Raw genomic sequence first — 22,089 nt, forward strand, 5'->3', positions numbered from 1 at the left:
CGCATGGTGATCCAGCACCTTCTGGTCAATAGGCGGCAAGGTCACCCCTGGCTCCGTAGCCACAGGCCCCGAGATCATAAGAACAAGTGCCTGAACACGATCAGGATGCTTCAAGGCCAAAAGTTGCGCTATCATCCCACCCAAAGACGCCCCAACCACAACCGCGGATTTTTTCTCATAGCCATCCAAAACGGCTAAAGCATCGCCCATCATGTCATCCAGGGAATAATGAATGGTCCCAGGTTCGTAACACGTGGAGCGACCCGTATCGCGGTTATCAAAGCGGATCACGTAATAACCCGCACGAGCTAATTGTTCACAAAATTCTCGTGGCCACCACAGCATGGAAGCACAGGCGCCCATGATCAGGAGCAAAGTTGGGTCGTTGGGTTGGCCGAAGCTTTCGGTGGCGAGATGAGCCGCGCGGGTTGGGATGCTGCGTTCCGTCATGATCTGTCCTCCTGCGTACGGGAACAGCCAATGTACTACAAAGCAGCGCAAGTGCCACCCTGCATGACAGCAGGGCGGCCTTTCGATATCAACCGATCATTACGGAGGTGTAGGACGGGTTGTGTCGGATGGAGTCGCAGGCACAGTTGTACCAGTTCCTGGCTGAGGGCACGATGGATCGACCTTGGTGGCGTCATATCCTGGGGTGCTTGGATCTGGACAGTTTGTGGTCGGAGCTGGGTTGCTCAAGGACGTGCCAGTGGTCGAGTCAGTGGCGGTGCCAGGAGTGGTTGGCGAAGTGGTGGTGGCACCTGGGGTTGTTGTGTCGGGAGCCGTCTGAGTTTGTGGCTCAGTACGGTTGCCGTTATTTTCCATACCCGTGTTTTTCTTGGTACAGGAAAACGCAGCTACCGACAGCAGCAACGCAGTAGAGATGGTCATGGAACGTTTCATAGTATCACCCTTTCGAAAAATTATAAGAACCTCTGAAGACCCCCTGCAATTTGCACAGTCCGTACCAGCCTGTCAAGAGCTGGCAATCGAGGCTCATCATGGCTTACAACAAGCTGTTGTTTCGACGGAGGGTGAAGTTTCTGTATAGGCTTTAGAAAGCGGCTGAACGTGCCACGGTAGTGCCATCATTGAGGTAGTACCGAATGGTTGCAGTCCCGCCGGCTTTGGTACAGGTGTAACTCGTGTCGTAGGGAACCTGCACATAAGTTTCCACGCAGCCGGTCAAGGTCAAGGATTCGGCGCCTATGATGTGGCTAGGAATTACGCTGACGACGGCACCCGACCCGCTGATCTGTACATAAGGCTGCAAAAAAATGGGTGCTGTGACTTCAGCCATGAGCGTTTCGTCTTTGCGATATTGCACAATCACATGCCTTGTCCCATTGGTAGGGGTTAAGGTCACACGTACCGACTCACGGTAGGGGATCCACTGGAAGGTGTCCGCGCTGGGGATAATATTACCACTTATATACATGCTGACATTGTCACCCGGCAAATAATCGAATTGAGGCAGAATGACAACGTTTGGATCATCCGTCCAAAGAGCCTGATCCTGAAAGGCGACAGAGCCGGGCACATAACTGCGATCATAAATAACGGTTAAGGGAATATCCTCACAAGCATTCCCAGCCGCATCACGGATTTTAACCTTGAGGTTCTTGCTGCCCTCGCCAGGCGACAGGACAATGAGTTCGTCGGTGGTGTCGGTGAAGGATCGGTACTCTTTGAGTGTCTCGACATCGCCATCAATGCGAAAATAAAGAGGACCGTCGTTAAGCGCCTCTATACGCGCGCGAACGTAGCCGGTGGCTGTGGCAGAGGACACCAGGGTGGCCGTGCAGCCCTTGGGCGGCGTGCTTTTCCGTACAATCCCGGTCGTCATCAAGGCACCTTCAGTGCCGAAAATATTCCGATATTTGACGCGCAACTGTTTGGTGCCATCACCATCACTCAGCTGAATCAAAACCTGATCATCGCCTGGAATGTCATAGTATTGGCCGGCCGACACGGACGCGTCCAGATCGCCTTCCACCCAGACCTCTTTCACATTCCGCCCGCGCGTGGCAGGCAGGACGAGGTAAACCCAGGCATCCGCGCTGGCGTCCTCGGAAAAATAAGGTTCCGGTGTGGAGGGTACTTCCGGACTCGATTTCCAGGAGAGCCTATCCTGCAGATACGGTTTGCCGTTTTCCTGATAGAGAGTGATGTTGATGAAGACTTCACCGAATGCATCAGCTGTCAGAAGGGTCGAGTCGCGGACTTCGATGATGCTATCGAATGGAACTTCAGCGGTGAAGCCGGTGCCGTTGATGCTGAATTGAGGCTTGAAATCACCTAAAACTTCAAGCTTCAGGCGATTGACTGTGGTCGCCGTCGCGTCGCGTTCCAGGTAGTATTTGATAAGTCCACTGTTGGCTCCTCCGCCGCAGGCAGTGAGGAGCATGATCAGGGCCAAAGTTTGGGCTAAGAACACCACACTGATTCCATCACGTTCCGTTGCTCTGCGTAATCAAGGTCACATCGATATAAAAGTAGGTATAAGACGGACCTGCTTTCAGCACAAAGATCATATTGGGGTAAGAAACGATGGGTTTGGTGTTAGGCAGCACCATGACATCCGCATCATCCTTGTTGGCTGTGATAAAACCACCTTTGGCCAAAGCCGGTGTGCCACCACCCGCAACAAACGCTTCCGTCGCCATATCAATTTGCTTGCCACCTAGCGCGGTTGTGAAGATGCCCTGCAATTCGGCTTCCGTGGGCTCGCCAACATAGGTATCGACCGCCAGAGTCATGTAAATGGAGCTCAAGAGGACATCATCGCACTTGATGTTGGCGCCGGTGCCCGTGATGGTGTTATTGCATTCCAATTGAATGCGGAACTCACCGTTACCGGTGGCGCTGATATTGACGAGTTGAACCTGCTTGATCGAAAAATTGGGCGATGCCTGGCCGTTGACACTGAGGGAAGCCGATTCGCGAACCACAGCTTCGCCCAGGGTTTCCGTTGCGCCTTTGGTAATCTCAGAAAACTGATAGCGGATCGTGCCAGCAGCGACCACCGGACTGGCAATCGTGTTGACCACAGTGACAGTCAGTTCGTTCACGGGGTTGGCTGACACGACTTCAAATGTCGCGATATCCCCTCCTTGCCATGTATCAAATAAGGCTCCTGCCTTGGGTGTATAAATGCTACCGTTCAGGGTGAAAGTCGTGAGTTTGGCGAGACAGTTGCGGTCAAATTCATAAAGTTCCAAATAGGCTTTGGTTTCAGTCACAGTCGCCGTATGGGTCGACACGCAGTCGGTCAGGCTGATGGAAAACGCGGTGGCATCGGCCGCCAACGTTAAACCCGTATCACCGTTGGTGAGTTCCACTTCATAAGCAAAGGTTCGCCGCTTCTGCTGCGTGGTGCCGCTGGTTTCGCTTTCCGTATCTTCGTCGGTATATTGAACCGGCTGCTCTTCGCCGCACGAGCTGAGAAGCCCGATAGCGAGTAGGCCTTGAACGATGGTTTTAAATTTCAGCATGCCTGTTCCTTCTTACCGTAGGGTCGAATGTATGCACAACAGGAAGCCTCTCTATGAGGATGCGATCGGCATAAATGGAAAAGCTCTGAATGCATCGGAATAATTTTGCAGTTCCGGCGGCCTGCCTTGGATGGATACTGCTTCTTACGGGCCGGTAAGGTGGTTTTTCCAGCATGAATCGATACTTCCCTGGCGGCAGAAAAAGCGACTTTGTTCCTCTTGGTAAGAACCGGAAATATTCCTGCCAATCCACCGATAGGGAAGGAGTGACCAGGAGACCACTTTTGCCCATTCGAACGTGCTGCATCGGAATACTGCTGCTCATCCTGGGATCACAGGATGCCTGGGCGGGTTTGACCTTGATGGGCGGGGCAGGGGCGACAGCGGGCACGGTGACCAAATCAGGGGCCCCGCTCGCGAGCAAAGGCTATAACTATGCGCTTCAGGTCAGCTACGTTCCGACCTTCAGTCGCAAGCCATGGCCCGTGGTCCTTGGCGCACAAATCAGACAGTTGAAATTGAATTTCACGGAAGACGCCGTGAAAAAACGGGCCACCTATAATCTTTATGGAGCCCATGCAGGGCTGTCCCTGATGCTAACACCCACCTTCTGTCTGCAGGTGATGGGCGAATACTATGGTGATGCCAAAATCTCAGTGCTGTCCACCCATCAGGTTCGCCTGAACGGCAGCAACTACAAATATTCGAGTTGGGAGCAGTACACTGGTCCTGCCGCGGTGGGGGCTCGCCTGCAGCTGAGTCACGATAAGATTGATGGTCAATTCAGCGCAAGCAACCGCTATCGAAGTGGGGTGGGCCTCAGTCTGGTGCAGCAAAGCTTCAACAAGGAAAGCACGCAGATCACCACATCCAATGACGATTTGGCTCCGGAAGAGGCGTACACTCAATCAGACGTATCCTATCGTGTGATGCTGATCAGCATTGATCTTTTTATCGGCCTTACCTTTTAATTTTGCTAGGATGAGCCCGACTCCATGGGTTCAACTCTTCCAACAAAGGTTTTGATTGATGAACAACATCCTGGTGCCGGTGCTGGCCTTATGCGTTTGGACATTTGTAATTTGGGCGTGGATGTATGCCACGCGACTGCCCGCCATGAAAAAGGCCAGAATCAATGCCAGCAAGATGAAGCGCAAGCACGAGCTCGATGTCCTGCCCGTGCCCGTTCAACAGATTGCCGACAACTACAATCATCTGCACGAGCAGCCGACCGTGTTCTTTGCCTTGGCTTTTTACAGTCATCTGGTGGGTGTGGCCGATGGATTGAATATGGGGCTGGCTTGGGCCTACGTTGCGGCGCGTGTGATCCATTCGCTGATCCAGTGCACGGCTAACTTTGTTCCCGTGCGTTTTCTGGTCTTCACTCTGTCATCGATCCTTCTGATGATCATCGCGGCGCGCAACGTTCTGGCTCTGTTTCCTTAAAAAGCCTGAGGCCAGGCATTATCTTCCTCGCCGGTCACGACAGCCCGCTGGGTGCGGTCAAAGCTCGTGAGAATTTGACGGTAGGTTTTGCTGCGGCTCAAAAAGGCCTGCATCAAAGCCACATTATTATCGGCGTTCGAGCGGAAATAGCTGGGCATGGCGTTGGTGATGATATCGAAAAATTTCGAAGGCCCATGACCCGGGTTCACCGCAGCATGAGCGTCACGCAGCGCGTTGTCCACATAGGCAAAGGTATCGCAGCCGTTCACGAAGAAAAGCTGATACTGGTCAGGCTGAAAGGATCCCATGCGGGCCAGGGCTCGAATGTTCGCGCCCAATCCTGAGTGACCGTTATACGACACCAGATCGGAAATTTTCGTGCGTTCGTTGTAGCGTGTTTTGAAGGCTTCGTTAGTCGATAGAATGCCATCGATGAGCAGGATATCAACATCCAGCGTGCCCTGAGGCGTGTTAAAAATCATGTGAATGGCAGGGTAGGCGACGCCCGGCTTCGTGTCGACTGGGACCGCGACATCCTGAACAGCCGGCTCACCGAAACGGCTTCGCAGCATGGCGTACATCTCGTTGTAAGCGGCGACACCAGCATCGTTATTGGCGGTGGCTCCATCTTCATATTTACCAAAAACAGCGGTGATCACAGCGCGGTTGTCTTCCCAGATCTTCGCATATTCAGGGGATTTCCCTGATGTATTTTCAACACTTGGATTCAAGGTGATGGGGAAGCGAGCGATCAGGTCAGCATTCACAGGATCGTTCATGCGAGCGAGGCAGCTCTCGGGTTGCGGCCGGTAGTAGTACCAGAAGTTGCCAGTCGACATATCATGAGCGCTGGGCGTAATGCAGTCGTCCTGAAAGGCGTTAAAAAAGCTGGACAGGCTCCGACCTTCCCCGCGGGCGGGCAGAACCAGTTCATAGCTTTCTGGCAAGGCCAGGTCACGGCGCCAGGCGATCAGGACCTTGGCTGCATAATGCACTTCAAAATTGCCGTCCGCCTCGGGTATCTTTTCATTGATGGTCAGCTGCAGACGGTTTAGGTCAGCGCCTCCATTGATGCCATTGAGTTGTCCCGTCATGTACTGGAGCTGGGCTTGAATCTGTCGTTCGATGGCGCTATCACTGGTGGATCTGGTGTGAATGATGCCGTTGGTGATGACACCGTCGACGCCGATCGAATGAGCCGAATCAATTTTCAGGTCGCTGGTCGCCGGGCCTTGAGTCCCGCAGGCTGTGAGTCCCAACGCGGCTGTGAACACGACCGCGTTCACGGCCAAGGCTGTGCGTTTTGTAAGCATGTGATCTCCGGGTTGAATAAAAATCATGTTTATCCACTCCAGTAGAGCACAGTCAAAACGACAGTAATAGTTTGCGGAAAATATTTCCTGGTACGTGGAAACTGGTGTACATATGTCAGCTGTTTAGGAATTGATCAGAGGAGATCTCCATGGCAACGTTTGCCCGAGACATTACAGATGCCGAGTTTGAAGATCAGGTCTTGAATGCGAATGGCCTGGTGTTGGTGGATTTTTGGGCGCCATGGTGCGGTCCCTGCAAAGCCATCGCGCCGTTTATTGAACGCGTGGCTCAGGAATTTCAGGGCGAAATTTCGGTTGTGAAATTGAACGTCGATGCCAACCCTCGTTATTCGAGTCAGCTCGGGGTGCGTTCCATTCCGACTCTGATGCTGTTTCGTCAAGGCGCCATCGTACAAGAAATGACCGGCGCCCCGGATCCGAAAAAGCTGGTCGACCTGTTGGAAGAGGCGCTGAACGCACCTTAATGGTCGTGCAGACTGTTCTGACCCTGCCGACTGTAATCCACGGCTTTCAGCATAATCCGAGCCGCTTCCTGAGGCGCGTGGAAACCGGATGAGTTTTCCGCCTCAGCGAAATCGAGTAAAAACTGCGCCTTTCTTTGATAATCACGGGCTTTCATCAGGCGTTCCGGCGAGGCTGACTCCTTCACGCGTTCGATATCCTTGATAAGCGCCAGCACAGCATCCATGGCCAGATTCCGCATTTCAAAGTGATTGTTTTGAATGATGGCCACCCGTTCCTGCATGTCCTTTTCCGTCGACTTGTGGCAGGTGAGGCAGGCCCGATTGATATTGAGCAAGGGGCTTTGGATATGATGATCGGAGATCTTCATAGCGCCGCTCCGGGTGTAAGGCATGTGGCAATCCGCGCAGGCCACGCCTGACCTGGCATGGACTCCCTGGCTCCAGAGCTCGAATTCAGGATGCTGCGCTTTGAGAACGGGGGCACCCGAAAGCTTACGCTCCCAATCCTTGTGCCCCAATTCATCATAGTAGGCCAGGATCTGATCGGCCTTGATACCCTTCGCCCAAGGATAGGTCAGACGTTTTTCTGGGCCTTTGAAATAGTATTCCACATGACATTGCGCGCAGACATAACTCCGCATCTCCTGCCGCGAGGCCTTGGCATTCACATCGTAATTGGGTTCCCCAAGCGTGGCCTTGAAAGCCCGGATGCCTTCCATGAATGCAGGACGCGTGACGCGTAAGCTCAGAGTCTTAGGTTCATGACAGTCGATGCAGGTCACCGGATGCTGGACATGCGTGCGGGCTTCCTGATAAGGCATTTTATTGATGATCTCAAAACCCTTTTGCAGATCACCTTCTCCAAGTTTTTTCATGGGGACATAGGTCGAGGCATGGCAGTGTATGCAGGTCCCGGGCTGCTGGACGGCCTGCTGCCTTTCGGTATAAATTTGATCGATCAGCATATGAGCATGACCGCGTTCTTCACGAAAATCTCGGGAAAAAGCATAGCCGGCCCAGAGGTCCTTGAGGCGCGGATCCTCTTCCAGTTTGGATTGCGCGACAACTGACCGAGGATCGACCTGGCTTGGAGTCCTCGCTATAGCTTCACTGCCGCCGAATCGCGTGCGGACCTGGTCCACCGTCTTTCGATAGCCTTCGTACTGCAGGGGAAAGTTTTTGCCCCACTCCGCAGGATTTTCCTCATCATCGTCAATCGGCGCAATGGTCAAATACGTGTGCCTGGCTTCGTTCCTTTTTTCCATGATGTTGACGAGAAGCGCCGAAACTCCCAGGGCCAGCAGCGAGGAGAAGAAAACGCTGAGCAGCAGAATACGGGTGCGACTCAAATTGCGGAATTTTTGAAACATGGGTTACCTCATATGTCCAACATCGCGGTGACAGGATGTGCAAGTCCTTGAGCTGGATGGACTGGCCAGGGGGTCGGTGGCATGGAAGATTGCGCCGTGGCATTGTCGGCAATTGGCTTCGACGACATCCAGGCTGTCCTGTTTGATGCGCAAGGGTTCTTCGAAGTAGCCGGTGGTGAAACCCCAGGAATGCCGGATACCGTGGATGGCTTTGGTTTTGTACTTGCCAATAAAATCGCTTGGTGTGTGGCAGCCGTTGCAAGTGGATGTCAGGCGATGGCTGGACATCTGCCAGGAATCGAAGTTGTCCTGCATGATGTGGCAATTGACGCAAGCTTGTGGGTCATTCGTGAAATATGACGAACCCTTCGCATAATGAAAAGTGAAGATGCCTAGGCCCAGGAAAGCTCCGGTGGAAGAGCCCAGCACAATAAACAGCAGAACATAACTGAGGCGATGTTTGTTCATCGACGACCGCAACTCCTGGTGAAAACGACAATGGCAAGCTCCCCTTAGCAAGGGGCTTGCCATAGTGTTTTAGATCCAGGATCAGATCGCGAACCGAAGCCTTGGATTACATCACTGCAGATTCCAGGACGAGGACCAAATCATGGAGCTGAACCCAGGCCAGCTTATCGCCCTGGTTGCCTTGAATGGAAAAATAGATCTGTTGGACGATGTACTGGTCTTCATTCACCATGTTTATGGTTCTGCTAAAATCCACATCGACTGGGCGAGGTCCGTCGGTGGCCAAGCTTGATGCACTGCCGAAACCTGTGTGAGTGATTTTCCGTAAATCCGGTGTCGGTGTTGTCCGCCGAAGGGCTGTGGAGTGAGCCGAAGCCATCCGGGTCGTACCTTCCATACCTGCGGCGACTCCTGGCGCGAGATGGTATTCGCCCGAAAAGGCCAGTCCCCCGACGTCCACAACGCCGACGCCGAAGTTAGCATGGCCTTTCACAGTCTTGGGTGTATGCGTCTGAATATTAAAACGGCTGCTCACAATCTTCATGACTTGCGTGGCTCCACCGGAACTCGTCGGTAATTTCGAATAAAGCGAACAGGCCAATGAAACTACGTCGCTGCCCGATTCCTTCAAAATAAAATTCTTGAACTTGACCTTGATTTCAAAGATTGTCTCGTCCAAGTCCACTGCCTTAACGTCGAAGGCCTCCACGTTGTGATTGGAGCAGGAGGTGAAACCGAGGCGCAGGAGTGCAGGATCAATCCTCAGTGTTTCTATCTTCACAAGCGGCGATGCCGTGGGTGACAGCGTCGTCGCCGCCTCAGTTGAGGCGCTTAGAACCAGGGCGGCCATCAGCAAACATTTCAGTCCACGCATGAGAGAGTCCTTTCGTGAGAGGAACATAGGTCCTTTATAATAGCTTCCACGGAATCCGGGAATTCCAGGACACCCTCAGGCGCCAGAAGCGAGATACGATGTGAGCTTTCTTGAAAACGCATATCATCGAGATTAAAAGGCCGACCTTTCGGCAATCGAATTTCCAGCACTTGACCGTCAGCCAATCGAGCTAAAAATAAACGTCCATTTTTGCTGGCAAGCAAAGCCTGGGTTTGCTGCTGATTCCAACGAACCAGAACCAAAGGGTCATTTTTCAGACCAGGATGCAGCGCCTGCTGAACGTTCCACGAACCGTTGACTTCGGCCAGGACATAAGCCGCTTCCGTGGTCCAGACCAAAAGCGATCGACCATTCGCATGACTTTGCAGGCCTGCCAGCGTCCCCACGGGATTCGCAGGCCATGTCAGGGGCTGTCCTTTGACGAATATCTTCTGACAAGCGACCGTAAAATATGTATCGCTCTCCGGGGCATAATCCAGGGCTTTCTGGCTCAAGGCTTCGGTACAACCAATCCAAACATTGGCCAGGAGAAGCTCGGCCGGGGCGTTCGCCTCCATCCATGCTTTCTTAAAGACCTGGCCCAAACGGTTCAGGATGAGGAGATGCTTGCCATCGCGGCTGATATCAAGACGCAGCAGCTCGCCTGCTTCAGGGACTGCAAGCTCCTGCATGGAACCGTCAGCCGCAAAGATCACGATACTTTTTTGATTTCTGATAAAAGCTGCGATCGTTTCTGGTCCGCGCAGCCAGGCATCGTGAGTCCATGTGACGAGAGGTTTTTCCACCAGTCGATTCAAAGCCTTGGTTGGACCCGATAGTTCATGAAAAGTCTGCGATTGCCGAGGGGTGGTCAGGGTTTCCACCTGCAAACTGACTTCATAGGTTTGAATCGGACCCCTCCCGAAACGATAGCTGGCGTCACCCCATTGCATACCGAGGCGCGAATGGCTGCGGACGTCACGTAGTTTGGTATGGGGCCAGGCATCGAACGCCACCAGTTCTTCATCGGCATTGATCAGCAAACGATTGCCCATCACACCGGCGAGGGACGGACGACTGAGCTGACCGTTGCCAAAACGCAGAGTCGAAAGCAGAGTGCCTTGGCTGTTATAAACATTAAGATCGAGAAGGCCTGGCACGAGGCTGGCATCACTCACCCAAATATCCCGTCCGATCTGAACCATTTCGGGATCCACGGCGGTTGGCAGATCAACCTTGCGAAACATGTTGGGTTGCATGGCATCGTGCACATACCACGACGGCTGCGCATCCATCTGAGTCCGGTAGAGGGTCTTGAATCCTCCTGTCCGGTTATTGGCGCTATCGTTCGAATTGACCAAAGGACCGGTTGTTTCCAGGACAAAGACGCCGTCTGCATAATGGAAAACCAGCGCCTCCACTGTGGGGCGTGTGTCGTCTTTCCTGGTCATGATCAAACGGCCATCTGGCAAAATTTTGTCAACGGCCAGCAGGTTCAGGTTGGACTGCTCGCGTCGATCACTGTTATCCAGGTTTTGGGTGGCATACACGCCGGCATTCAAGGTCAGAAGCAGGGGTGCGCGCCCCGCAGGCGTCAGAACCCAAACATTTTCATCCGTCACCGAATAGGTTTGGGATGTCTCAAGGAGGTCAAGCAGGGTCCACGCGTTCTGATCTGGCTTACGATATTTTCGATAGCGGCACGAGCCTGTGACCACCAGCTCACTGATATCAAGGGTGCTGCTGACCGGCTCCAAACGTTCCCCCGTCACACGAACGGTTTCCTTGCCAAGTTTCAGAAGGAGCTGGCGTTCATCACCTTCAATACAGACGCGACTGCTGATCCTGGCCGCACTTGTCAAAGGCCAACGCATCCGTTCCTGGCCCGTTTCATTGCGTAGAACCAAAAATCCAGCCGATTGGAACAGGAGAAGATTATCCCCGCCAGAGGTCAGCCAGTTGATAAAGGTGCCCTCGGTTTTAGGGAAGCGCACCTGGTCCGGACTTAAATGAACAGCAAAAAGAGCTTCATCCAAAGCCTTACGGACAGACTCGGTCTCTTCCTTCGTGCCGAGTTCCGCATAGGCCTTCAAGGTGTCGCGCATATGCTCACGCGCGGCCGTTCCATTCTGCTCGGCGAGCAGGCGATGAATCAATTCCAGTTCAGAACGAATGCCAGCTATTTTGGTGGCATCATAGACGCGGATGGATAAGGGAACCGCATCACTTTCGTTGCCAGCGCGATCCCTCGCCTTGACCTGCAATTGAAACACACCGCGCTCCGGAGCTACCCAGCGGCCATCGGCCAGAGCTTGAAAACGGCAGGGCTCGTCCCCATTTTGCACGCAAACTGAAATCTGTGTCTCCGCATCATCACCATCCAGCGGAAACTGTAAAACCTGACCCGGAGCCGCGACCCATTCCGAAGCGGCGCGCAGCGTCCGCGTGAACAAAAATTGGGGGGGACGCCGATCCAGGGTCAATTCGCAGGCAAAGGGATAACGGCGTTGCTCAGGCGAATAGCGCTCGGTCATGCTTCCAGCAATTTTATAGTGACCATCGGCCCAGTCCTGAATGGAGAGCTGGGCGACTGTGCCTTCGGTTTGGACCTTTAATGTTGGGTGACTCTCAAGATCGGGCCAATAGGCTGAGGCCAGTAGACCTGCAGGGGCCTCAAAAAGATTCAGAAGATCGCCGTTGCTGGTCAGAGCATTCTGACAGCTGATTTTGGGTGGATTGTAGCGCCATGCTTGGAGGCTGAAAGGAACCAAGGCTCCGTCGCCGCTCAAATCCTGTGTGCGAAGGGTGAGACCTTCTGACAATAAGCGATGACGAATGACCAGGGTTGGGATGGGGGATGAGTCGGCCCACACCAGGCAGCCCTTCTCGGTGATTTCAAGTTCGCGATCCACGATGATATCGCCCTTGTTCAGCCGCTGTCCCTGACTCGAATAAAACTCAAGATAGTGAGTATCGGCGGCACGTGGCACACCACACACGGTTTGAACGCTGGCAAAGCGATGCGCAAAGCGTTGGCAACTCAACGTTGTGAGTGCAAGAAGGAAGCATATGAATGGTTTGGATCCGCTCAAGCCCATGATTCCGCCCGATTTGGAGAACTTGGATATTGCTAGCGCCTATTTGACGCCCTTGGAATTTACTCAAATGCGCAATAACCGTCAAGGGCAATAATCACAAATGGTTAATTATATTTACCAGTTAAAACAATACGTTGACATCGAGCCATCAATCTTTGGCAATCGTCGCCGGTAATTTCTTACTAAAATTGGATTTACGTAAGGATCATGAAGTTTCATTGCGCCTTCTTGAAATTGTCTCTAATAAACGAGAGTTCTCCTCGATACATCACCAGAGACCTTACACGTAAAGGATGGCTATGAAGCTCTACGTGGATCCTATTACGGTTCATTGCCGTAAAGTGCTGGCGGGTTTTGAACTGCTGGAAGTTGACTATGATCTGGTTGTGGTCGATTCGTTGACAACAGTCCTTCCGGTTTTCGTGGATGAAGAACTTGTGCTTTGGGAGCCCAATGCCATTCTTCAATACGCTGCCGATAAAACCAGGAATAGGTACTACTATCCAACCGATCGTGGAACGCGTGCTGAAATTCATCGCTGGATGCTCTGGGAATCGTCCTCATGGTTTCCCAGCTGCTATGTGCTTATGGTGGAAGGTTCTGTCAAGCCCCTGCTCGGCAAATCCATCGATCATCGTGTTCTTGAGGATCAGGAAAAAAACTTTCATCGACTGGCTCATACCCTGGATGCAAGACTTGCGCAAAGTCTTTGGCTTTGCGGTCACCATCTGACGATCGCGGATCTGGTGGTGGCAGCGCCCCTCTATTTTCACCCTTACGATAAACTGCCCATCAAGCAACACGTGCACCTGACTCGATGGATGGACGAGCAGATGAGCCTTCTGCCTTGCTGGAATCAACTCTATGAACGCATGTCCCTTGAGGGCATCAATCGCGAGGACGCAAGTCTCTCGCTGTATGACAATGGAAAGGAAGACGTATGGGATCAATCGGAACAGTCCACTCCACCGTTCGGAGCTTTTTAAGTCAGTCTCACCAGCTCTTGATCAACGGTCAATGGCAACCCGCCGCTGGAGGTAAAACCTTTGACGTGGAAAATCCAGCCAACGGTGACACCATCACGCAGGTCGCCCATGGTGGCGCCGCTGATATCGATCGTGCGGTTCAGGCCGCTCGGGAAGCGTTTGAAGGGCCCTGGTCGAAAATTTCGGCGAGCGAACGCGGTCGTCTCCTTTGGAAACTCGCCGAGCTGATCGATCGGAATGCGGATGAGCTGGCGCAATTGGAATCGTTGGATAACGGCAAACCCATGACGGTATCGCGCGCCGCAGACGTGCCCTTGGCGGCCGATATCTTCCGCTACATGGCCGGCTGGACCACTAAAATCAGCGGCAAGACCTTTCCCATTTCGGTTCCCTATACCCCAGGCTCCGAGTATTTCGCCTATACCACCAAGGAACCGGTCGGTGTCGTCGGACAAATCATTCCTTGGAACTTTCCCCTGCTGATGGCGGCATGGAAATTGGCACCTGCATTGGCTGCAGGCTGCACTGTGGTGCTCAAGCCAGCCGAGCAAACCCCGCTGTCGGCCCTGCGTCTGGGTCAGCTCATCATGGAAGCCGGAATACCGGCTGGAGTGGTCAATATCGTGACGGGTTATGGCGATGCCGGGGCGCGCCTGGCCCAGCATCCCGATGTCGATAAGGTGGCTTTTACGGGATCCACAGAAGTGGGACGATTGATTGTGGCTGCAGCCGCGGGCAATTTGAAGAAAGTTACGCTCGAATTGGGAGGCAAATCACCGAACATTATTTTTGATGATGCGGATCTTGATCTGGCCATTCCGGGTGCAGCCAACGCTATTTTCTTTAATCACGGACAGTGCTGCGCTGCTGGCTCGCGTCTCTATATTCACGACAAGGTCTACGACAAGGTTATCGACGGTATCACAAAAATTGCCAAATCGATTCAGCTCGGTGATGGCATCGATCCCAAAACGCAGATGGGTCCTTTGGTTTCGCGTGAGCAGCTCGATCGGGTCTGTTCTTATATCGAGAGCGGAAGAAAAGCAGGGGCCAAAATTGTCGCCGGCGGCGAGCGCCTGGCTCAATCGGGTTACTTTGTCCAGCCGACGATTATGACCGAAACCACACCTGATATGCAGGTGGTTCGCGAGGAAATTTTTGGACCGGTGGTGGTGGCGATGCGCTTCCATGATGCCGAGGACCTCTTGCGGATAGCCAACGATTCTGAGTACGGACTAGCCGCCGGGATCTGGACGCGCGATTTGAAAAAAGCCCATCAGGTCAGTTCCCGCTTACGAGCCGGGACGACGTGGATTAACTGCTATAACATCTTCGATGCCGCTCTGCCGTTCGGTGGATATAAGCAGTCAGGTTGGGGGAGGGAGATGGGCGAAGAAGCCGTGAACCTTTATCTTGAAACCAAATCCGTTTGCCTTTTGAAGTAAAACCTGCCGGGCCTGCCCTGCAGGCCCCCTGACCCTCTTCAGCACTTTTTCCTATGAAAAAATCTAAAGCCGCCCTCAATGCCGGACCCTGACTTTCGTCGCCGGATATCTTTGGTAAGATTCTTAACTAAGTTCGAACATTCTGGTTGCCAAGGCTTTGCATTCGGAATATCTCTTCGACAGCCCTGCTGATACGGGATAACAGGAGAAAAAAACATGCGAACGGTATTTTTACTGGGAGTCCTCCCCGGTCTTGCGATAGCTTTGCCCTCAGCTCAGGCGCAGGAGCCGGTGAAAACCGAGGAAAAAGCTCCAGATGCCAAGGAAAAAACACCGGATCCGGAAAGCAATGAGCGTGTGTCCGTGACGGCGACGAAACGTTCCACCCTGGTGCAGGATACGCCGCTAGCTGTGACAGCCGTGACGCAAAGGGATCTGGATCGCGCGCAGGTCAAAGATCTGAGCAGTCTGCAAACGATGGTTCCCAACCTGAGCGTGGAGCAGCATGGTGACTCCGGCGGCGTGCATGTGTTCCTGCGTGGAGTGGGATCGACCAATCACACGGAATTGGGTGACCCGGCCGTGGCCTTTCATGTGGATGGAATCTACTCGCCGCGTCCCCAGGGTGCGACAGCCCTCATGTATGATCTCTCTCATGTTGAGGTCGCGCGGGGTCCGCAGGGGACTCTGTTTGGGCGTAACGCCACAGCCGGTTCCATTAACCTCGTGACGCAAAAACCCCGGCTTTTTGATAGCAGCGGTTCGACCAGTATGGTATTCGGAAATTACAATCGCCTGGGCATTCAAGGAGCCTTCAACGTGCCGCTGGGTGAAACGGCAGCCATCCGCGTGGCCGCGATTACCGATCAGCATGATGGTTATGTGGATTTCCAGCCCCGTTCCTCCGTCCTTCCTGGAACTCCAAAATACATGGCTGGTGATCAAACAGGGACACGGGCCACTCTCCTTTGGGAACCCGTGGATGCCGTGACAACGACCCTGGCTGTCGAAACCTATCGTGACACCGGCACCGGCACCATTGCTTTGATGCAAAAACCCCGGGCCGGTCAGGACCGTTATTCCGCACTCGTCGATACCCCAGGCGTCCTGGATCAGAGCACCATCACCTATCGCGGCCGCGTCGATTATCGACCTATCGACGCCATTGAATTGAGTTACATAGGCAGTTGGTCACGTCTCAAGCGAAAGAATGCCAGCGATTATGATGCTGGAACTTTGCCTGGCTTTAAACAGGAGCATCGGACGGAATCCTCGCAGTTCGATAGCGATTCCCATGAAATCCAGGTGAAATCGATGGACAGCGGCGCCTTCCAATGGCTGGCGGGTCTCTTCAGCATCCGCGAAGATAACGCCATTCGTTTTGATATTGATGTCACTCGCGTGCAGGTGGCGGATGATAATGCGCCCATTCCACCGTATCCGACGCAGCCGACCGATACGGCCTGGGCCATGTCCTTCATTCAGCCCAAGCGCACCCTGGAATCACAAGCCGCTTTCGGTCAGGGGACACTGAGCCTGACCGATAATTTTCGTGTGACCCTCGGGGCTCGTGCGACGACCGAAAAGAAACAGGACGTAGGCGGCCGGAATTGGGTATGCCCAGACTTTGGGGCCACGCTGGGGAATGGCGGTCATGTGATCGGTCCCGGCGGCTCTGTGAACGAGGCAACCTGTGGCAGCGCCTATGCACCTGGTACATGGCCGGGCGGTGGAGCCAACGATGCGGAAACCAAGGATTCGGCCGATACTTATCTGGCGCGAGCGGAATTTAACCCTGCTGCGGACCTCATGACCTATCTGACACTTTCCACAGGTTTTAAATCCGGTGGCTTGAGCGATGGCGGGCGGCGGCACAAGCCGGAATTTCTCACCAACTATGAATGGGGTGTGAAGTCGGAGTTCCTGAATCGGCGTCTGGCATTAAATCTGGCTCTGTTCCTCATGAAGTATAAGGATATGCAGGTCTCTTCGATTGAATATCAACCCAATGGGCAGCAGCAGCTGGTGACAAGCAACGCCGCCGCATCCACGATTGCCGGATTTGAATCGGAAGTGAGCTGGCGGATTTCCCGGACGGATCGGTGGACGGGTCAGGCCTCCATTTTGGAAGCGAAGTACGATGATTTCCTGACTTGCGATTCAGCCTTGCTGGATTGCTCGCTCCCCGAGAATGCAGTGAACCTGGACGGCAATTACCTACCTCATGCGCCGCGGCTGTCCTTGACGACAGCTTATGAGCATGATGTACCCTTGGAAGGTGGTGCCACCGTGATGCCTAGAGTTCAGTTGCATTACCAGACAGAGTCGTATCTGAATGCATTCAATGATGCGCCGGCGGATGCAGAAAAGCCTGGATCGTTTTCCGATGCGAGAACCCAGAAGGCTTACACCACGGTGGATGCGAGTCTTCGCTATCAGGTTGCAAAAAATGTCTGGTTCGCGGAAGCGTTTGTGTTGAATGCAAGCAATGAAGCCGTGAAGACAGATGCCAGCTGGATCGCCGACTCCAGCACCTGGACTTCGTTTTATAATCCGCCGCGAACCTATGGGGTGAAGCTCGGCCACGAGTTTTGATGGCCATGCATAAGTCTAACTTCTCTGTATAGAAAGACCGGGTTCTGTGCCCGGTTCCTGGGATTTTTCACTGCAATCGCATGCTGTTTCCTAAAGAACACAGGCCGTTTTAGGTCACCCTTTATCAGTGCTGGAATTTTCATACAGCGCGCCCTACACCCGTTTGGGTCTGCTGTTGCTGAAACGAAACATTCTCCAAAAGAAATTTGATCAAAAAACCGTTGAGGTCGCCTCGATCGGTACTTTTTGACCGGAAGTCGTGAGTTCGGATGTTGGCACGTATTCTGCTTGTATCCCTCCGCAGATTCGCAGAGGTAGCGAGTCAGATCAAATATCTGGAGGAAGAGAGAATGAAAACAGCCTTAAACATGATTTTGGCTTCTGGCTTGGGCCTCGGCCTAATCAATCCTGCGCTTCTCGCTCAAGAAGGCAAGGTTGAGCGAGCCGTTGAGAATGCCCAAACCAAGGTTGAGCAAGCCGTTGAAGGTCTCAAAACCGAAACCTACGATTTGATCGACAAAGATATTACAACCATCACCTTTGCTAAAAACAGCTCGAAACTTTCCAAGTCGGAAGCCAGCACGCTGCGTGCAGTCTTCAAAGCTGTTCTGTCTGATGACACCGTGGATAAAGTCATCGTAGCAGCCTGGGGTGACGACAAAATGCCAAATGGTGGCAAATTGAGTGACGCGCAAGTTGATTTGGCTGAAAAGCGCGCCGCTGCCGTTGAAGACGTGCTGGAAAAAATGGGCAACAAAAATGTTGATACCTATAATATGGCCAAAGACGCAACCTGGATTGGCAAAGTTTTTGAAACTCAGAATGCTGAGATCAAGGAAGCCATGAAAGGCAAGCCCGCTGACGATGCGACGGCCAACCGTCTCGCCCAACAGCTGGAATCCAAAGGCGGCGTTTCCAAAGCCGTTGTGATTGTGAAGCGTAGCCATCCTGGTCGTAAGGCTGCCGCAAAATAAGCATCCAATTTGGTTTATTAGTCCCGCAGTCGCCTTCGGGCCTTTGATTGCAGGATGACACACTAAGTTACTTTAATTTATATGAGGAAAAAGACATGATCCGTACACCAGCATCTGTTAAAGCAGCATCTCTTATTGCCCTGTCCCTTCTTGTTCTTCCTGCTTGTGGCGACAACGATGATAACGACGACAACGCTATCGAAGAAATTCCGACCAACTACATCGGTCTCTATAAAACCGACTGTATCGCCAACACCGTTCTCGACCTGAGCCACACCATCCGTACGGTTGATATGCAGGCTGACGGTGGCTTCGCCCGCAGCGAAGAATACTTCAGTGACGCTTGCCAGACGAGCGCTCTTCAACTGCGCGTCGAAGGCACTGTGCAGGAAAAAGGCGATCTGCCTGAAAACCCACAGCTCGACATGCTGAACTTCTCGGTCAGCGAAGTTTACATCAAAGTGAACACCGATCTGTTGAAGAATACCCTGAACACCACCAAATTCTGCGGAATTTCGGACTGGGCCGTTGGTCAGGAACGTGATGTATCCGGCGCTGATTGCCGCGGTTTCACCATCAAAAAAGGTGACGTGGTTCAGGAAGTTGTTGACGACCGTGAAGGTACTCTGTACTTCGGCAACAACTTCGCGCTCCTGCTCAACGAAACCAATGATCGTCCTAACGCGATCGACGAGAAGATCCCATTCCACAAGCAATAATCTGACTGTTCTGACAAAGAACTGTTGATGCAGACCCTGGTCCATTGGGCCAGGGTCGTGCTTTTTTACGGTGTTGGTCCGCGACTGCGGAAATGTTCATCCACCCGCGTCTCAGGCTTCAGAGTCAATCCTCTCTTTTTTGCCTCCCGCACACTCTTCTGCTGATCGATGTCCATCCAGAAAAATCCCCCGATGGTGGGATCGAAAAATGACAACCCATCGCTGATTCGGGTTCCGCTGGGCTCGGGGAATTGAATCCAGCTGCCATAAGCCAATCGAAAGAATGGAACCTCAAAGAGTGGGATATAACTTGCGTCATCGAAGACCAGCTGCTGGACCCTATGCGCGTGAGCGATTTTTTCCGGTTCAGCTTCGGCTTGATCATAAGCCTCAATCGATCGGTCCAATTCAGGGGATGCGGTGTTGGAAAAATTGGAGTTGGGACCTTTGCCTGCGAATTCTGAATGGAACCGTGATCGATATTCCGGGCGATAGGGCGTGGTCCAGGCCCAAAACGCAACATCATGTTGCTTGTCCCGGAAACGCTTGAAGGCCAGCGTTTGATCCATTTGCTGCAACTTAAGATCAAACCCGGCCTTGCGCGCGTCCTCCTGAAGGAGCAGGAAGCGGGGTGTGAGGTTCGATTGACTGTAGATGATCGTCGCGGTCAACGTACGGCCAGCTTTTATACGAATGCCCTCGGCATTACGTGTCTGCCAGCCGGCCTGATTCAAAAGTTCATCGGCTTTTTTCAAATCATGGGAACGGGCTTGAATGCGGCGGTTGGTATAAGGACCATAGCCCTGTGAGATGCCCTGCAAACGCTGGAAATCACCCTGAAGAAGATCCCGGATCACCCGTTCCACATTCAAGGCATGCGCCAGGGCCTTTCGCACACGGATATCCAGAAATGGTTCACGGGCCTGGTTCATGATCAGGACATAATCATTTCTGGGGGTCTCATTATAGGCCTGTAGGCGATGAAGATAGCCTTTTAAAAAGGGCTGGTCGCGTTCACCAGCATGCCAGAGATCGGGACTGGTAATTGTCATGATATCGATGTCACCCGCCTTCAAATAAGCAAAGGCCACTTGGATATCAGCCAAGGCTTTAAAGACGACTTCATCGACATTAAAACGATTTTTAAACAAAGGCAGTTCCCGGGCCCACCAATTTTTATGACGCGTGAAGACGATTCTTTGGCCTTTTTCAATGTCAGTGATTTGATAGGGGCCCGGATTGGGTGGAACTTTCCAGTTCCATGTGTGGATAAAATCCGCTGACAAAACGCCATAAAAATGCCGAGGCATGGGTTTGAGATTGGTCGTGGCCAATCGATCCGAATCGGGTTTGACCAGGCGGACGGCAATGACTTCAGTGCCATCTTTCTCCTGAAACGTCTCCACGGCGTCGATGGTTTTGGTATAGAAATCACGTGCCCAGGGTGATTGGATGTGCGGGGAACGCATGAATTCCAGGGTGAAAACATAATCAGAAGCTTTCACGGGCTGGCCATCGGACCAGCGTGCCTGAGGATTCAAACGATAATAGACCGTGCGGCCATCGGCGGCCAGAGCCCAGTGCGTGGCGAGGAGTGGCAACCAGCGATCGTCATTGGGATGCGTGACAAGCAGGGAAAGATCATTTTCATCCATCAATCGGCGAAACGGCGACGAGGAATCCGGACCCACCTGCCGCAGCGTCAGGGGAAAACTCGCAAGGACCGTGACCACGCGGCCACCGACTTTGGCTTGCGGACTGCCGAGAGCTTGGATGGAAGTTTGCGTTTGCCAGGGGAGTCGATCGGGAGGCGGCGCGGCTCTCAGGGTCATAGGCAGGAGGATGAAGCCGAGAATCCAAAGCGTCCGATAGTTCATAAACACGACCCCTTGCGTCAAGAGTTCAATCATATTCGCGGATTACCGTGGATCCGGGAATGCCAGCTAACCCGCGACGCCCAAGCGATTTCTGATGCAGGTTTTTCCCTCATAATATCCCTATTTTAACGAATGCGCGAGGATTCATGCGCCTGGAGCTGGCCAAGGATTGCCAGATGCGGGGCACGCGGAGCCTTTGAAATCATTAGGAATCTGATGTGGCGCGGGGATTGTAATAAGGCGTTTGTTGTTATTCACACATTTCGTTATGAGGTCATCCATGTTCTCCTGGAAAAACGCCTTACCCTTGGTTGCTCTTGTTGTTTTGCTGAATGCCTGTGGAACCAGTCCTGCGGAATCAGAACGCGGCGCAGTCCCGAGTCAGTCACGTGTCACGCCCGCTGATGCCAGCGGTGCTCAGGATCCTGTCCGTACTGAGGTTCCCACCGATATGCAGTCGAGTTATGTTCAAGTCGATGGTGCCGACGGCCAGTCCGTTTTCGCCTGTTCGTATAGCATCAATGGCAAAACTGTGGAGGGCAAGTCCAAGGAAGAATGTGACCGTTTGAAAAAGGATTTCGAAAAAGCAGCCGGTACGCCTTCTGTTCCGGCGCCTGCGGCTCCGCAAACGCCACCTGCCTCGGGTCAAACCCAGGTGAATTGCGCGTTCAATATCAACGGCAAATCCTATGTTGGAAACTCCCAGGCTGAATGTGACAAACTGAAGAAAGATCTGGGTCTTGGTGGGACTGCGCCCACGACCCCAGCGTCTCCTCCGGCGCCTTCTCAAGGCTCAACACCCGCTACGAACGTTGCGTGTGCATTCAATATCAACGGCAAATCTTATGTCGGAAACTCCCAGGCTGAATGTGACAAGTTGAAGAAGGATCTTGGTTTGCAGTTTTGATCTTGCATGGCATAATGTAACGATCGATCGGAAAAAAG

Annotated in this window: 19 protein-coding genes; 9 read left to right on the forward strand and 10 right to left on the reverse strand. The window is 53.0% G+C overall.

All coding sequences use genetic code 11. The features are described 5' to 3' along the window. The 4 genes from VE954_RS35440 to VE954_RS35455 form a co-directional block, all read right to left on the reverse strand. On the reverse strand, window positions 1–450 hold a 450-nt coding region (locus VE954_RS35440; RefSeq protein WP_324962014.1), incomplete at its 3' end, for an alpha/beta fold hydrolase. 99 nt (window positions 451–549) lie between these two features. Continuing rightward, on the reverse strand, window positions 550–903 hold the full coding sequence (locus VE954_RS35445) for a hypothetical protein (RefSeq protein WP_324962016.1): 354 nt from the start codon (window positions 901–903) through the stop codon (window positions 550–552). A 151-nt stretch (window positions 904–1,054) separates the two neighbouring features. Then, entirely contained in the window at window positions 1,055–2,437 is a 1,383-nt protein-coding gene (locus VE954_RS35450; protein WP_324962018.1) for a hypothetical protein, read from the reverse strand. Window positions 2,438–2,450: 13 nt separating this feature from the next. Continuing rightward, the gene (locus VE954_RS35455; protein ID WP_324962020.1) at window positions 2,451–3,494 is read right to left on the reverse strand and encodes a hypothetical protein; all 1,044 of its coding nucleotides are present in this window, start codon (window positions 3,492–3,494) and stop codon (window positions 2,451–2,453) included. Window positions 3,495–3,778: 284 nt separating this feature from the next. Between VE954_RS35455 and VE954_RS35460 the strand changes: the two genes are divergently transcribed. Then, a complete protein-coding gene (locus VE954_RS35460; protein WP_324962022.1) occupies window positions 3,779–4,465 on the forward strand; it encodes a hypothetical protein in 687 nt (228 codons plus the stop codon). A gap of 58 nt (window positions 4,466–4,523) precedes the next feature. After that, on the forward strand, window positions 4,524–4,940 hold the full coding sequence (locus tag VE954_RS35465; RefSeq protein WP_324962024.1) for an MAPEG family protein: 417 nt from the start codon (window positions 4,524–4,526) through the stop codon (window positions 4,938–4,940). Here VE954_RS35465 and VE954_RS35470 read toward each other — a convergent pair. Further along, window positions 4,937–6,253 (reverse strand): hypothetical protein, encoded by a 1,317-nt coding sequence (locus VE954_RS35470; protein WP_324962026.1) that lies wholly within the window; start codon window positions 6,251–6,253, stop codon window positions 4,937–4,939. The genes VE954_RS35465 and VE954_RS35470 overlap by 4 nt on opposite strands. 149 nt (window positions 6,254–6,402) lie before the next feature. Between VE954_RS35470 and trxA the strand changes: the two genes are divergently transcribed. Then, window positions 6,403–6,738 carry a thioredoxin gene (gene trxA / locus VE954_RS35475; RefSeq protein WP_324962028.1) on the forward strand — a complete coding sequence of 112 codons (336 nt, stop codon included), beginning with the start codon at window positions 6,403–6,405 and terminating at the stop codon, window positions 6,736–6,738. Here the strand turns inward: trxA and VE954_RS35480 are convergent. The 4 genes from VE954_RS35480 to VE954_RS35495 are packed head-to-tail and all read right to left on the reverse strand — an operon-like array spanning window position 6,735 to window position 12,542. After that, a complete protein-coding gene (locus VE954_RS35480; RefSeq protein ID WP_324962030.1) occupies window positions 6,735–8,108 on the reverse strand; it encodes an ammonia-forming cytochrome c nitrite reductase subunit c552 in 1,374 nt (457 codons plus the stop codon). The genes trxA and VE954_RS35480 overlap by 4 nt on opposite strands. Window positions 8,109–8,111: 3 nt before the next feature. After that, on the reverse strand, window positions 8,112–8,639 hold the full coding sequence (gene nrfH, locus VE954_RS44570) for a cytochrome c nitrite reductase small subunit (protein ID WP_414699061.1): 528 nt from the start codon (window positions 8,637–8,639) through the stop codon (window positions 8,112–8,114). A gap of 43 nt (window positions 8,640–8,682) precedes the next feature. Then, entirely contained in the window at window positions 8,683–9,450 is a 768-nt protein-coding gene (locus tag VE954_RS35490; RefSeq protein ID WP_324962034.1) for a hypothetical protein, read from the reverse strand. Beyond that, the gene (locus VE954_RS35495; protein ID WP_324962036.1) at window positions 9,438–12,542 is read right to left on the reverse strand and encodes a hypothetical protein; all 3,105 of its coding nucleotides are present in this window, start codon (window positions 12,540–12,542) and stop codon (window positions 9,438–9,440) included. Before VE954_RS35495 ends, VE954_RS35490 begins: the two co-directional genes overlap by 13 nt. A gap of 305 nt (window positions 12,543–12,847) precedes the next feature. On the opposite strand from VE954_RS35495, the gene VE954_RS35500 reads away from it, so the two are divergent. The 5 genes from VE954_RS35500 (at window position 12,848) to VE954_RS35520 (ending at window position 19,267) form a co-directional block, all read left to right on the forward strand. After that, the gene (locus tag VE954_RS35500; protein ID WP_324962038.1) at window positions 12,848–13,534 is read left to right on the forward strand and encodes a glutathione S-transferase family protein; all 687 of its coding nucleotides are present in this window, start codon (window positions 12,848–12,850) and stop codon (window positions 13,532–13,534) included. Next, window positions 13,489–14,979 carry an aldehyde dehydrogenase family protein gene (locus VE954_RS35505; protein ID WP_324962040.1) on the forward strand — a complete coding sequence of 497 codons (1,491 nt, stop codon included), beginning with the start codon at window positions 13,489–13,491 and terminating at the stop codon, window positions 14,977–14,979. Before VE954_RS35500 ends, VE954_RS35505 begins: the two co-directional genes overlap by 46 nt. Window positions 14,980–15,195: 216 nt before the next feature. Then, complete coding sequence (locus VE954_RS35510; protein ID WP_324962042.1) at window positions 15,196–17,574, forward strand: TonB-dependent receptor; 2,379 nt, start codon at window positions 15,196–15,198, stop codon at window positions 17,572–17,574. A gap of 350 nt (window positions 17,575–17,924) precedes the next feature. Continuing rightward, window positions 17,925–18,548 carry a hypothetical protein gene (locus tag VE954_RS35515; RefSeq protein WP_324962044.1) on the forward strand — a complete coding sequence of 208 codons (624 nt, stop codon included), beginning with the start codon at window positions 17,925–17,927 and terminating at the stop codon, window positions 18,546–18,548. A gap of 95 nt (window positions 18,549–18,643) precedes the next feature. Then, on the forward strand, window positions 18,644–19,267 hold the full coding sequence (locus tag VE954_RS35520; protein ID WP_324962046.1) for a hypothetical protein: 624 nt from the start codon (window positions 18,644–18,646) through the stop codon (window positions 19,265–19,267). A 65-nt stretch (window positions 19,268–19,332) separates the two neighbouring features. Here VE954_RS35520 and VE954_RS35525 read toward each other — a convergent pair whose 3' ends face one another. Continuing rightward, window positions 19,333–21,144, reverse strand: a complete 1,812-nt coding sequence (locus tag VE954_RS35525; protein WP_324962048.1) for an extracellular solute-binding protein — start codon at window positions 21,142–21,144, stop codon at window positions 19,333–19,335. A gap of 280 nt (window positions 21,145–21,424) precedes the next feature. Between VE954_RS35525 and VE954_RS35530 the strand changes: the two genes are divergently transcribed. Beyond that, window positions 21,425–22,051: a hypothetical protein gene (locus VE954_RS35530; protein WP_324962050.1), complete on the forward strand. Its 627-nt coding sequence runs from the start codon at window positions 21,425–21,427 to the stop codon at window positions 22,049–22,051. Window positions 22,052–22,089: the final 38 nt, after the last annotated feature.

This window comes from Oligoflexus sp. (genome assembly GCF_035638955.1).
Taxonomy (GTDB): Bacteria; Bdellovibrionota_B; Oligoflexia; order Oligoflexales; family Oligoflexaceae; genus Oligoflexus.